The sequence below is a fragment of the Microbacterium paraoxydans genome (assembly GCF_900105335.1).
Taxonomy (GTDB): Bacteria; Actinomycetota; Actinomycetes; order Actinomycetales; family Microbacteriaceae; genus Microbacterium; species Microbacterium paraoxydans.
On record NZ_LT629770.1, the window covers coordinates 2,222,000 to 2,235,402 of the forward strand.

A 13,403-nucleotide genomic window follows, 5' to 3' on the forward strand; every position below is an offset into this window, starting at 1 on the left:
GCGGATCGCGCCCAAGGCAATGAAATCCGGCTCCGGGGCGGGGCTGAACACCCTGGTTCCCTCCTCGTGATGCGTCAACGACTCCGAATGCGCTGCAGGTCCGCATCGGTGACATCCTGAAAGCCGATCGACACGGGCGCGAGGCGAGTGGTGCGTGCCTTGCCGCTGTCGTCCGTGTAGTCGATGGACGGGCTCATGATGCGGAAGTCGAAGTCTCCTTCGCACGCGAGTTCCGCTGTGACGCTGTGCGACCGGGTGTCCAATGAGACCTCGTCTGGGCGGACATCTGGTGAGCCCGGGTCGAAGCGCTGGACCGACGCCACCGCCTCAGGAACGGGGAAGTCGGCCATCGTGCACCGCGGCATCCCGACCACGTCCGCACTGGCGTCTTTGGAGGCGAATTCGTCGGCCGGCGCGCCCCTCAGCGACCAGCTGCCGACGGGCACCTGAGTGACCGTCGACGAGCCTGCGAAGACGAGGCCGACCGTACGGAACGACAGCCCGGCGGCGGCAACGTCGACAGTGAAGGTGACGTTCCCGAGTATGACCCCGTTGGTGCCGTCTCCACGGATGACGGTGAAGTCGCCCGGCGGGATCGACAACTCGTCCGAAAGCACGATGCCGGTGAGGTCGGTCCAGATCGCGTCGTCGGGCGCGGCCACGAAGATCAGGTTGATCGGATAGGTCGCGTTGGTCGGCTGGACGATAGTCGCGGATGTCCGTGCGAAGGAGGCGGTCGACGGTGTCGTTTCCTCGGGAGAGCAGGATGTCAGGATCGCGACGAGGCTCAGTGTGAAGATGCTCCACAGGGTGAGGGTGGCGACGAGGTTCTGACGGCGTTGCGAGACCACCGAGAACCTCAAGCGGTCGACTCCGAGCGGCTCATCAACGAAGATCCGGGCGCCCACGTCGCTCCTGCTCGACATCGTGACGAAAGTTGTGCCGAAGTTGGCGGTAGGCCGCTCTTCCCATGAAGTACATGGCGTACCCCACGCCGCCGACGACGACGAACCAGAGAAGGATGACGGTGACCGCGAAGACGTTTCCGAACATTGGGGTTCCTTCGTGCCGCAGCGCTGGCGGCGCTCGATAGGTGGAGACGGATGTGCCACTTACGCGGATCCCGGTAGATCCCCTTGTGGCTGCCCAGGCCAAGTTGGCGGTGCGGCGGCAGCGTCGCGCTCTCGTACAGCAGCCCGGCCGTGGCTCACGGCGCGGGGCCGGGCGGCGTGCCATCCTGGCGCGCGTCGTGATATCGCTTCATCATCGCGCCGAACCACACCGCGGCGCCCGTCGCCGCAGTCGCTTCGAGCGCCGGAGCGAGCTGCGGCACGGAGTTGGCTCCCACGAGCACCGCAAGGAACCAGCCCCATACGCACAGGGTCGCGATGAGATGGCTTCGAGGGCGTGTGATCGTTGAGAACCACGTGGGCTTCATCGTCTGTTCCTCACCGGCAAGGTCCGCCGCGGTAGGTATCGACCCACCAGACGAGACCGGGGACGACATAGGGCTGGGTCGCCGTCACCTGCACACACTTCTTGGGTCGGGACTTTTCAGCGATGCCGGCGTTCCACACCAGTGATCCCGCGGCGAGGAGGCAGACGGGTGCCATGGTCCCGCATGCGAGCCCTCCGAGGGCGCCAAGGCCTTTGTCATAGATGATGGCCGTCTCCGCGCGGTTGAATCGCATGCGGTACTGGAAGAAGTTGGGGCGGTCGAACGTCGGGTCCGCGACGATCGGATACGTATAGTTGCCGCTGCGGTGCTCGACGACCTGAACCAGCGTCGATCCGGAGGCCTCGTATCGTGTCGGCACGTCGATACCGTCCGCATCACGTGCCCAGGGCGTCGCGACGTCGGCGACGATCTTCTCGACCGGGGCGGTCACGCCCGTGTCCGGGTCGGTGATCTCTTCCGTCGTATACGCGATCGCACTCCCGTCCTGCTGGATCTCGACCGTCACCCCTCCGCCGAAGTCGTACTCGAAGCGCTCGGTCTGCGAGGTATCGCTGATGATCGCGCTCGCCCGGATCTTCTCCTCGCCGGCGATGACGTTGATCGATGGCGTGTTCGCGTCGCCGAAGTAGGTCACTGACCCGTCCTCTCCGACGGTCGCGTCATCAAGGTGGCCAGCGCCGGGAAGCGACACGGACATCGTTTCTTCGCCGTCGGACGAGCGGACGGAGACTCCGTCGTCCGGCGCCGCGGCAATCGTGGCCGTTCCGTCGCCGTCGAGGGCGGCCACGATCTGCCCGGAACTCTCGCTCGTTTGGGTGGCGGTGATGGGGGCCGGCGCGACCTCCGCGACCAGGGCGGTGATCTCCTCGGTCGTGAGGTCGGTTCCGTCCGCACCGGTATCCGCGGAGGGGGCTGGGACGGCCGCGAGGGATGACGAGCCGACGATCGCAGCGGTGAGCAGGCTGGCGAGTCTGAGATGGTTGCGCACGTTCTCTCCGATCAGATCAACTGCCCGCCTGTGACCAATTGAAGACCTCATACGACGACGTATGCAATATATTCGAGGAGTCCGCCGCGGAGCGGGCGGAGCGCTAGGCTCCAGGCATGGATGCGTCGCTCTTCAGCTGGACCGGCTTCGCCATCACGGCAGCGGTCGCGGTCGTGATCCTCGTACTCGCGTTCCTTTTCGTCCGCGCGGTGGCGCGAGTGATCGCGCGACGTCGGAATCGCGGCCGAGGGCGCGTGCCATCCGCACCTCGACGCCCGTCCGGGAGCTGAGCGCGACCTGCCTCACGCCGTGGGCTCGTTCGCGGGCGCTGCGGTGGGGGTCACTGTCTTTCCGTCCGTGAACCGCGCCTGCGCACGGTCGTGGCGCCGCGGTACGCGCACGTGCTCCGTCGCGGCGGCGAGGCCCATGCGCTTCGTCGAGACGTACACGCTCTCGGCGGTGTCGACGAGAAACGTCTCGTGCCACACGCCGACCGCTCCCGGAGCCTTGCGGGCGGCGCGGTTGAAGGCGGTCCACGCCGGACGGTGCTGCTGATCCGGGTTCGAGGCATAGGCGTAGAGCTTGTCGACCGAAGACCAGAACTGCACGACGTAGGGCCCGCCCGACCCGAGGAGGAGCTGGTAGCCGAGCAGCCCGGAGTCGGGCTCGGTGCTGAGCTCGCGGAGCATGCGAGGCATGGCGACGAACGCGGGCAGCCACAGATCGGGGCGCCACCACCGGTTGATCTGCATCCCGATGTGAAACACCACGAGCTCGCCCTCGTGGCGGTGGGTCATGCGGCCCGTGACGACTGTAGACATGGCGACTCCTCAAATGGATAGCAGCGCTATCCATAATGGATAGCGCTACTATCGAAGTCAAGAGGTGGCCATGAGGATTTCCGAACTGTCAGCGCAGACCGGCGTGACCGTGCCGACGATCAAGTACTACCTGCGCGAGGGGCTGCTGCCCGAAGGCGAGCGCACCTCCGCGACGCAGGCCGTCTATGACGAGAAGCACGTGGAGCGGCTGCGCGTCATCCGGGCGCTCCTCGATGCGGGCGTGAGCATTGCCGAGACGCGACGGGTGGTCGCGGCGCTGGATGATCCGCCCGCGAACCCGCACGAGCTGCTGGGGACCGCGCACGCCGCGATCACCCCGCCGGCCGATGACTCGTTGGACCTCGCCGGCGCCGAGGCGCTCGCGGCCCGGCTCGGGTGGAAGCCGGGGATGTGTGACCCGGCGGTACTGCATGCGGTCTCGCGAGCGTTGCAGGGGCTGGAGCGCGTCGGGTTCACGGTGCCGGAGGCGGTGATGGAGGAGTACCTCGCGAGTGCGCGGCGGATCGCTGATGCGGAGATCGCGGGGGTGCCGGAGGGGTCGGCGGAGGCGGCGGTGCGGTACGTGGTGCTGGGGTCGGTGCTGGTGGAGCCCCTGTTGTTGGCGTTGCGGCGGGTGGCGCAGCAGGTGAGCTCGGGGGAGCGGTTCGGACGCCCTACGGGAGCTAGCGATTGCTCTTAGGGTTCTCGACCGCAGTGCGGACGGGTATCGGGGAGAAGAGGCGCCCACGCGATCGCTAGGCCTCACCAGTCGCTCCCCGAGCCCAGTCCGAAGAATCGGTCGAAGAAGCGCGCAAGCGCCTCGACTGCCGTCCGCTTCTTCTCGCCATGCCCGCCCTCGGGAGCGAACCGCGATACCGGCGGAAGGATCGTCGTAATGGCGGTCCCCGTCGTCCGTAGCTGGCCGTCGCGGAACGCCGCCTCGACGAAGGCACGCGTTTCATCGGGGCGGAGCTTCTGATCGGTGATCAGTGTCTCAAGCTCTGCATCGCGCTTCGCCTTCACAAAGGCCTTCCATTGTTCGTCGACGGCGCCGGTCACAGAGACGGAGTTAACAAAGTCCTCGACAAGGTCGCGCTTACTCCGCAGGCTCGGGCTGGCGTCGACCGCACGGGAGATCTCGGCGCGAATCTCCTTGTCTTCTCCGTCTCCGAAGCTGGTGCGATACTTCTCGACGAGCATCAGAATGTAGTCGACATTGATCTCGACCTGTTTGATCAGCTCGAGCTCGAACACGACGTCGTCGTTGATGAGTTCCTTGTCCGTGTCGCGGTCTCGGCGGAACTCGGCGTAGAAGTCGAGATACCAGCTGCGATAGTCCTGCGCCTGCCGCTCGGTCAGCGGATCTTGACCGGCGAAGTCATCGAAGGAGGTGAGGATGTTCTGGAGCCGAAGGATGGCGCCGAACAGTGCAATGAATTCCTTCTGTGCAGACTCGCCGATGATCTGGGTGCCGAGCGGGAAGCGCTGCAGCAGCTCCGTGACCTTCGCGACGTAGTCGCCGTAGTAGTCCTGGTACGGCTTGAGAAGAACAGCTCCGCGGGCATCCTTATTGCCGAATAGTTCGAGGGCAGCGTTGGTCGCATCCTCGAGATTCCGGAACGAGACGATGTTGCCGTACGTCTTGACGGAGTTAAGGATGCGGTTTGTTCGCGAGTACGCCTGTATGAGGCCGTGGGACCGGAGGTTCTTGTCGACGAAAAGTGTGTTCAGCGTCGTGGCGTCGAAGCCGGTTAGGAACATGTTGACGACGATGACCAGATCGATCTCGCGGTTCTTCATCCGCTGCGACAGGTCCTTGTAGTAGTTCTGGAACTTATCGGCACTCGTGTCGTAGCTCGTCCCGAACATGTCGTTGTAGTCCTGGATGGCATCTTCCAAGAACTCACGGTTGTCTGTTGAGAGCGCATCGGTGTCGAACGCCTCATCATCGAGGATGTCCTCGTCCGGTGCATCATTGGCGCCGTAGGAGAAGATGACGCCGACCTTTAGCCGGCGGTCCGGTGTCAGATCCTGCTGCTGATACTGGAAATGGTTGTAGTACCGGCGGGCCGCGTCGATCGATGCCGTCGCGAAAATCGCATTGAATCCGCGAATACGCTTCTTCTCGCGCAGCGCCTCAGCGCGCTTCCCGGTACGGACCGACTCAACGACGTTCGTGACAACGGAGTGTTCGTAGCTCGACGCACGCTTGGTCTTCTGATCGAAGTGTTCCAGCGTGTATTTGACGATCTGGCTGATGCGCCGTGGGTCGAGTAGCGCCTTCTCGGTGTCGATGGACGACACTTGCTTGTCGTCCGGGTCGCCGATGTTGACGGTGTTGATGTAGTCGATCCGGAAGGGAAGGACGTTCTTGTCCGTGATTGCGTCGACGATCGTGTAGGTGTGCAGCTTGTCGCCGAACGTCTGCTCGGTGGTCTTGAGCTGGGGGTTGCCACCCGTTCCTGAGTTCGCGGCGAAGATCGGCGTGCCGGTGAACCCGAAGAGGTTGTAGCGCTTGAAGGCGCGGGTGATATCGGTGTGCATGTCACCGAACTGTGAGCGGTGGCACTCATCGAAAATGATCACGACGTGCCCCGAGTAGATCTCGTGGCCCTTGTTCGCGCGAATGAAGTTCGAGAGCTTCTGGATCGTCGTGATGATGATCCGCGCGCTCGAATCCTCGAGCTGCTTCTTCAGGACCGCGGTTGACGCGTTTGAGTTCGCGGCTCCCTTCTCAAAGCGGTCGTACTCGCGCATCGTCTGGTAGTCGAGGTCTTTGCGGTCGACGACGAACAGCACCTTGTCGACGCTGGAAAGTTTCGATGCGAGCTGTGCCGTCTTGAACGAGGTGAGGGTCTTGCCCGACCCGGTGGTGTGCCAGACATAGCCGCCAGCCTCGACGGTGCCGAGGCGTTTGTTGTTTGTCGCGATGTCGATGCGTCGAAGGATCCGCTCAGTCGCGACGATCTGGTACGGACGCATGACCAGCAAGTCACGGTCGACGGTGAGTACGCAGTACTTCGCCAGGATGTTCAATAGCGCGTGCTTCGCAAAGAACGTCTTAACGAACGCTGTCAGCTCCTGAATCGGCCGGTTCTGTGCATCAGCCCACCATGATGTGAATTCGAAGCTATTGCTGGTCTTCTTCTTGCTGCCCGCGGTCTTCTTGCCCTCATCGATGTGACGGTTGCGCGTCGTGTTGGAATAGTATTTGGTCAGCGTGCCGTTGCTGATCACGAAGAGCTGGACGTACTCGAAGAGACCCGAGCCAGCCCAGAAGCTGGTGCGCTGATAGCGGTTGATCTGGTTGAACGCCTCGCGGATGTCGACGCCGCGGCGCTTGAGCTCGACATGCACCATCGGCAGACCGTTAACCAGCACGGTCACGTCGTAGCGGTTGGCGTGCTTCGCACCGCCCTCGTTCTGCCCGATCTCGTACTGGTTGATCACCTGCAGGCGGTTGCTGTGGATGTTCTTCTTGTCTATCAGCATCACGTTCTTTGTCGAGCCGTCATCGCGCGTCAGGATCTGGACGTGATCTTCCTGGACGCGGATCGTCTTCTCGACGATGCCGTCGTTCTGGCTCGCGACCTTGTCCTTAAAGAAGTCTTCCCACTCCGCGTCGCTGAACACGATGCCATTCAACGCCTCGAGCTGGGTGCGGAGGTTCGCGACGAGCTGCGCTTCCGTTGTGATCGGAAGGTACTCATATGCCTGCGACTGGAGCAGGCGAACCATCTCGCGTTCGAGATCTGCCTCCGACTGGTACGACGTCGCCTGGGTGGAGTCGGGAACGTATTCAGCAACGACTGTACTCTCTGCAGAGACGGCGATCGGATCGTACTTGCGCCCAGGTGCGTCACTCATGATGCCGCCTCCTCGAATGTCAAGAGCTTGTCGCGGTAGTACTCGTACTGTTTGCGACGAGCGGCGAGCTCGGCGGGGAGACCGAAGCTGAGGTCGTTGACGAGTTTGTTGAATTTGTCGAGAACATCAACGATCCGTCGCTGCTCATCAAGCGATGGCAGCGGAATTGGAAAGTCCTTGATGATCTGAGCGTTGAGGTCGGCCCGCGCGCCACGCCCGAGCGCTTTGAGCTCCTCGTAGTTCGCGCTCACCCAATAGAACACGTAGCGATAATCGGCGAGCGACTCGTCGATTTGCAGGTTGCAGCAGTGCTGATTCGTCGCCAGCGGGATCTTGTTGATGGCAGACCGTCCTGCGGTTGCACCGGAGATTGCAACGATCACGCAGTTCTCACGGATCCAGGATGCTCCGGTCTCCTTGAGCGCACGCTCGGTGATCCGCATCTCAGTCTCCCAGATCTCCCCAAACGTCACCTCACCGGTGCGTAGCCAAGGAATCGTGCCGCCGTCATAGTATTTGTCGGCACCCGCCTTCGGGGTTGCGCCTGAGGATACCCGTGTCGATACGTTACCGAGGGTTGACCACTCGACAAGGCTTGACGTGTTGGGGGCGAGTAGCGCGGAGCGATAGTAGGCGTACTGTTGCCGACGAGCCTCCAGCTCCGCCTCCAGCTCCGCCTCCAGCTCAGCTTCCAACCTTGCGAACTGATCCAGTACCGTCACGATCTCGCGCTGCACTTGGAGTGGCGGAACGGGGATTCGAAAATCCCGAACTCGATTGTCCGGAATAGACGGATAGTTGCCTGCAATCTGATTCGCCTCAATATATCGGCGGAAGGCATCAGTCCCGAGAAGGTGCGCGAGGAAGTTCGTGAGCACGATCGAGGTATCGGGCCGGATTACGCAGTATCCCGTGCTTGCGATCTGACGGTCGTAGTCCGGCGGAATAACCGCCCAGCGCATCTGCGCCGGGCGCGTGGTAGCAAAGATCACGTCGCCGGTGCGCACGATCTGCTGCGCTCGGCTCGGTGCATCGTCTGCATTAATCGTCGCTGTGACTCGGATGCGCCGCGTCACTCGATCTACTGAAGTCAGGTCGATGTACCGAAACTCCTCGTCTCCAGTATTCGCCCACTTGATCTTCGAGCTCTTGCCTGAAATCTCGCGAATCGCCATGAACTGAACCCCCCGCGGGGTCAGTTCGCTGAGCAGTTCATCGATGCGGCTCATTCAGAGCCCTCCAGATCCGCAACGATCGCATCGATCGAAATCCGGAGCTCCGCCTGGCGTGCCACGATCCGCGCGATCTCAGTGTTCAGCGTCGTGATGTCGACAGCCGCGCGGGTGTCTTCAGCTTCGACGTACGAGGAGACGGCGATGTTATAGCCGTTGGCAGCGATGTCAGCGTTCGATACCAGTGTGGAGTAGTGCGCTGTCTCGACGCGACCTTCGAGGGTCGTCAGAATGTTCTGCTGGTGGTCGGGCGTCAGCTTGTTCTTGTTGCCGGCACGAGTGAACTCTGCCGAGGCATCGATGAAAAGGACGGAGTTGTCTGTCTTGGACTTCTTGAGCACGATGATGCAGGTCGCGATAGTTGTGCCGAAGAAGAGGTCCGGTGGCAGCTGAATCACGGCGTCGACGTAGTTGTTGTCGATGAGGTACTTGCGGATCTTCTGCTCCGCGCCACCGCGGTACAGCACTCCGGGGAACTCGACGATCGCCGCGGTGCCGTTCACGGCGAGCCAGCTGAGGATGTGCATCGTGAAGGCAAGGTCAGCCTTCGACTTCGGTGCGAGTACACCGGCCGGCGCGAAGCGCTCGTCGTTGATCAGAAGCGGGTTCGCGTCACCATCCCACCTGATCGAATACGGCGGATTGGACACGATCGCCTCGAAAGGCTCGTCGTCCCAATGCGCGGGGTCGATAAGGGTGTCGCCGTGCGCGAGGTTGAAATCGGCGTAGTTGATGTCGTGGAGGAACATGTTGATCCGCGCGAGGTTGTACGTCGTCAGGTTTATCTCTTGACCGTAGAAGCCGTCACGGACGTTCTCTTTACCCAATACCTTCGCGAACTTCAGCAGCAGCGAACCGGAACCGGCGGCCGGGTCGTAGACCTTGTTCACCGTCGTCTTGCCGAGCACCGTGATGCGTGCCAACAGCTCAGAGACCTCCTGCGGCGTGTAGTACTCGCCGCCCGACTTTCCGGCGTTCGCCGCGTACATCTGCATGAGGTACTCGTAGGCGTCGCCGAACAGGTCGATCGAGTTGTCCTGCAGATCGCCGAGTGGCAGGTCGCCGATGGCATCCAGCAGCTTGACCAGCGTCTTGTTTCGCTTCGGCACCGTCGCGCCGAGTTTGTTGCTGTTGACGTCGAGGTCGTCGAAAAGCCCCTTCAAGTCGTCTTCGCTGTCCGTGCCGAGTGCCGAGCCCTCGATGTTCTTGAAGACCCGCTCCAGAGTCTCATTGAGGTTCTCATCCGACGCCGCCCGGGTGCGGACGTTCGCGAAGAGCTCCGACGGGACGATGTAGAAGCCTTTCTCGGCCACCGTCTCTGCCCGACCGAACTCGGCAGCAGCGTCCGGGAGCCGGGCGTAGTCAAACTCAGCGTCGCCCGCCTCGTGCTCGCCCTTGTTGATATATGCCGTCAGGTTCTCGGAGATGAATCGGTAGAAGAGCATGCCGAGCACGTAGGACTTGAAGTCCCAGCCGTCGACGGATCCACGAAGATCGTTCGCGATCCGCCAGATCGTCTTGTGTAGCTCGGCTCGCTGGCCTTCTTTGGTGGTCGGTGCCATGGTGTTTGTCTCCTGCGCAGCGTGGCGCGATTCGTATAGTCACGCTCACCCCAAAGCTATCGGTCGATGCCGACACCGGGCGGGAGTACCACAGCGGGGACCAACGATGCGCCGAGCTCCATCACCCGACTCACCAGTGCGCCCGGTTCGCCACCGATATCCACCGCATGCGCCACAACTGTCGTTCCCGTCGCCGCGATCTCATACCGCCGCGGCCCCACATCTCCCGACACATACAGCAAATGCACCTCGCGCACTCCTGCCGTCACGGCATACGCGAGCGCCTGATACACATCCACGTTGGGCGGCGAGCCGTCGCTCTCGCCCCACACCTTGTACTTCGTATCCGCGACCGTGATTACTCGCCCACCCCGCGAGATCACGATGTCCGGGCGCATCCGGACCTTCCCATCCGTGTCCAACCGCCAGTCCGACATCTGCAGGTCGACGTCGAACCCCTCCGGATGCAGCGTCGCCTGAAGAACCCGCCCGACGAAGTCTTCGTACATCTTCGCAACGTTCAGCAAGAACGCGGACCCCGAGCTCGCACCCTCGGCGTGTGCCCACGATGTCGCCTCGAGAACCCATCGGGCGAGGCGGAGTGCCGGCTGGTAGTGCGCGTTCAACCGTGACTCCGCGGGCAGCATGACCGGGCCCGTCGCACGCAGATCGGATACCTCGGAGAACAACCCCAGCAGCGGACCGAGCTTGTCGACCACCCGCCCCGGAAGCTGGTCCAACCGCACCAACGCGCGCAGCGCAGCCTTGAGAATCCTGTTCTCGGGAACGTCTTCGGTGTAGTCGTCGTAGGTGAGCTCCACCGGCACGGGAATACCCGGCCGCACCTTGAGCTGCCGCGCGATGTCCCAGCGGCCGCGGATCACGGTGCGCGTCTCCTCGACGGAGACGTATCCCTTGAGTAGCCCTCGGCCCGTCGCCTCTCCGACTGCCCGCAGCAACGCGGATGCCAGCGCGGCAGGTAGATCCTGATCGGCCTCGAAGGAAAACGACGCATCATCCACCTCCGCCTGCAAGCCTGAGTACGAGGCCATGAAGATAAGACTTCGGAGCGGCGTCTTCGGGCGCACGATCAGACGTACGTCATCGATCGCGACCACACCGACGCGCGTCACTTCCGTGACCCGCCAGATGTCGAGATCCGTCGTTGGCGAGACCCGACAGAATCGCAGCTCCTGCAGACGCGCTGCTTGTGACGCAGTGAGCGCGACGAAGGACTCGCCCTTCTCGGCGATCTCCTCGACTCGAGGCTCGGCCACTACGGCGTTCATGTCTGAGGCGATGGGTCCGCGCTCACCGTGACGGCCGCGAGCAGAGCATCCAGCCCGTACTTCACGTGTACGTCGACGCCGGTACCGATGTGCCGCTCTTCGAGCAGGGGCAGGATGCTCTCTTCCCACACGGCGCGCAGGTCCGCCTCGCTCAGGTCATCCGTCCGGAGCAGATGGCTCGGGCCGATGCGGTCCTCGCGATCGCGGATGCTCTCGTTCAGCAGCTCGAACAGCTCTGCGACCGGAAGTGTCTGCGGATGTTGCTCCGCCCACCGCCAGAGGATGCCCTTCACAGGAGCGACATCCGGATGCAGCTCGAAGAAAGCGAACCGGCGGCGCATCGCCGAGTCGAGCAGCGCGATCGACCGGTCGGCGGTGTTCATCGTTCCGATGATCAGCACGTTCGCGGGGAGACTGAAAGACTTCCCGCCATCATCGCCCGACCCGGCGTAGAGCACGTCGATCGCATCGTCGCGGTACTCGAGCAGGTAGTACAGCTCACCGAACACCTTGCTGAGGTTCGCCCGGTTGATCTCATCGATCATCAGCACGTGCGGCACATCAGGGTTCTTTCGGGCTTCGTCCGCAATCTCTCGCAGCGGCCCCCGTGTGAGGGAGAAAGACAGCTGCCCCGCGGCATCCGTTACCGGTCGGTAGCCGGCGAAGAAGTCTTCGTAGGTGTACGACGGGTGGAACTGAATGCGCTTCACGACGCTGCCGGGCTTGCCGAGTCGGTCGGCCAGCGCGCGAGCGACATACGTCTTGCCCGTTCCGGGAGGGCCGTAGAGGATCACCTGACCGCGACGGTGCAGCGCGCTCGTGACCTTCTCCAGCCAGGCTTCGTGCAGGTGGGTGGCGTCTGCGAGTTCGATGACGTCGACCTCGGAGGGGACAAAGCCGCGCGGGTCCGCGCTCGCGACATCGTCGGTTTCATCGTCATCCAGCGGAAGCTCAGGGGTGCCCTTTTGCGTATCAGGGTGCCAACGGTCGCGAAGCGGCTCGTCGTACACAGTCACCGGCTTGCCCGCCTTGAGCTGAAGGGCGATCTGGATGCGCTGCAGGTCTGAGTCTGCGTCGTCGGAGAACTCCCCGCCGATCTCGCCGATGAATGCCTCTCGGATGAGACGACGATGATCCGTCGAGACGATCGGTCCGAAGAAGCCGGGGTGCACCAGGTACAGCAGCGCATACCGCTGGGTCGGGAAAGCCGTGTCGGAGCCCAACACGACATCACGCCATTTTCGGGGATCCTCCAACGCTGCGACCTGTTCTTCATCATTGAGCTCGGTCCACGCAAGGAGAACATCGAGGATGACGGTGATCGCCTTGTTGACGTGTGATTGCATCCCCTGACCCGGGTTGAACGCACCGCCGCCGAATGCCTCGTCGAAGACCTGGGGGATTTCGACCGGATGCCGCATCGTCTTCAGCATTGACTCGACGCGCTCACGCTTCTTGGCGTGGCCGATGATCCAGCCGATCGGCAGCACCTGAAGTGTGATGACCTCGGCCATCAGAAGGCGCTGATCATCTGTAGCGTCGGCAAACTGGATCGCGAGGTTGCCCGTGAAGCCCTGCCCCTCGGTTGCTTCCGCCGAGTTCCAGATGGCACGAACTTCGCGGATGTTCTCGCTGCTCCACACCTCCCGCCCGGGAGCGAAGGCGGACATCCCCTTGCGGAGTCCCTCCTGAACGATCACGTCAGCAGCCGCGAGAAGCTTCCGCTGAGCGCTGTCAGTGCTGACCCACCGCTCAGGAAGCGCTTGGTCGATCTCGTCGCGGAGTCGCGCACGTCCGAGTGAGTATCGGCGTTGAGCCTCGAGAAGAAGCGAGTCTCCCGGGTGACCGCTAAGCGCGTCGACACCTTCCGATGTGATGGCCCATTCGCCGATGCCGGACGGGTTCTTGCGGAGCCATCCGGCGGCGACGAGATCAGCGCTCGACCACCGCCAGTCGATCTCTCCCCTAGGGCGGTTGTGCGATTTGAGTTCTGATTCGTACGGAGTCAGGGGGACACGTTGGAGACATTCCGCCCACAGATCCGACACGGGTAGATACGAACCGTCTGGGGCGCGCTCGGCAAGAATTTTCAGGGCTGTACGCGCGCGCTCGGCACGTTTGACGTTCTTGTCCATCGATCCCCTCCGGATCAGCTCATTTCGAAACGACGCGGGCGGGCGCCGTC

General features: G+C 62.8%; 12 protein-coding genes. 2 read left to right on the forward strand and 10 right to left on the reverse strand.

Features of this window, described 5'->3' with window-relative positions; translation table 11 throughout:
- Positions 1-74 precede the first annotated feature (74 nt).
- The 4 genes from BLU02_RS11035 to BLU02_RS11045 form a co-directional block, all read right to left on the reverse strand.
- On the reverse strand, positions 75-908 hold the full coding sequence (locus tag BLU02_RS11035) for a hypothetical protein (protein ID WP_060921303.1): 834 nt from the start codon (positions 906-908) through the stop codon (positions 75-77).
- The gene (locus BLU02_RS17605) at positions 886-1,053 is read right to left on the reverse strand and encodes a hypothetical protein (RefSeq protein WP_167627844.1); all 168 of its coding nucleotides are present in this window, start codon (positions 1,051-1,053) and stop codon (positions 886-888) included. Before BLU02_RS17605 ends, BLU02_RS11035 begins: the two co-directional genes overlap by 23 nt.
- A 154-nt stretch (positions 1,054-1,207) precedes the next feature.
- Positions 1,208-1,438: a hypothetical protein gene (locus tag BLU02_RS11040; protein WP_060921304.1), complete on the reverse strand. Its 231-nt coding sequence runs from the start codon at positions 1,436-1,438 to the stop codon at positions 1,208-1,210.
- A gap of 10 nt (positions 1,439-1,448) precedes the next feature.
- Entirely contained in the window at positions 1,449-2,447 is a 999-nt protein-coding gene (locus BLU02_RS11045) for a hypothetical protein (RefSeq protein ID WP_060921305.1), read from the reverse strand.
- Positions 2,448-2,563: 116 nt separating this feature from the next.
- Between BLU02_RS11045 and BLU02_RS17435 the strand changes: the two genes are divergently transcribed.
- Positions 2,564-2,737 carry a hypothetical protein gene (locus BLU02_RS17435; protein ID WP_157547050.1) on the forward strand — a complete coding sequence of 58 codons (174 nt, stop codon included), beginning with the start codon at positions 2,564-2,566 and terminating at the stop codon, positions 2,735-2,737.
- Positions 2,738-2,749: 12 nt separating this feature from the next.
- Here BLU02_RS17435 and BLU02_RS11050 read toward each other — a convergent pair whose 3' ends face one another.
- On the reverse strand, positions 2,750-3,268 hold the full coding sequence (locus BLU02_RS11050) for a DUF4188 domain-containing protein (protein ID WP_060921306.1): 519 nt from the start codon (positions 3,266-3,268) through the stop codon (positions 2,750-2,752).
- A 70-nt stretch (positions 3,269-3,338) separates the two neighbouring features.
- Here BLU02_RS11050 and BLU02_RS11055 point away from each other — a divergent pair, with 70 nt between their 5' ends.
- Entirely contained in the window at positions 3,339-3,968 is a 630-nt protein-coding gene (locus BLU02_RS11055) for a MerR family transcriptional regulator (protein WP_060921307.1), read from the forward strand.
- 62 nt (positions 3,969-4,030) lie between these two features.
- Here BLU02_RS11055 and BLU02_RS11060 read toward each other — a convergent pair whose 3' ends face one another.
- From BLU02_RS11060 to BLU02_RS11080, 5 genes are read right to left on the reverse strand one after another with little or no spacing between them, the layout of a single operon-like run.
- Positions 4,031-7,135: a type I restriction endonuclease subunit R gene (locus BLU02_RS11060; protein WP_060921308.1), complete on the reverse strand. Its 3,105-nt coding sequence runs from the start codon at positions 7,133-7,135 to the stop codon at positions 4,031-4,033.
- The gene (locus BLU02_RS11065) at positions 7,132-8,364 is read right to left on the reverse strand and encodes a restriction endonuclease subunit S (RefSeq protein WP_082749943.1); all 1,233 of its coding nucleotides are present in this window, start codon (positions 8,362-8,364) and stop codon (positions 7,132-7,134) included. Before BLU02_RS11065 ends, BLU02_RS11060 begins: the two co-directional genes overlap by 4 nt.
- Positions 8,361-9,929, reverse strand: a complete 1,569-nt coding sequence (locus BLU02_RS11070; protein WP_060921309.1) for a type I restriction-modification system subunit M — start codon at positions 9,927-9,929, stop codon at positions 8,361-8,363. Before BLU02_RS11070 ends, BLU02_RS11065 begins: the two co-directional genes overlap by 4 nt.
- Positions 9,930-9,985: 56 nt before the next feature.
- Positions 9,986-11,218, reverse strand: a complete 1,233-nt coding sequence (locus tag BLU02_RS11075) for an McrC family protein (protein WP_082749944.1) — start codon at positions 11,216-11,218, stop codon at positions 9,986-9,988.
- The gene (locus BLU02_RS11080; RefSeq protein ID WP_082749945.1) at positions 11,215-13,353 is read right to left on the reverse strand and encodes an AAA family ATPase; all 2,139 of its coding nucleotides are present in this window, start codon (positions 13,351-13,353) and stop codon (positions 11,215-11,217) included. Before BLU02_RS11080 ends, BLU02_RS11075 begins: the two co-directional genes overlap by 4 nt.
- Between the last annotated feature and the right edge of the window lie 50 nt (positions 13,354-13,403).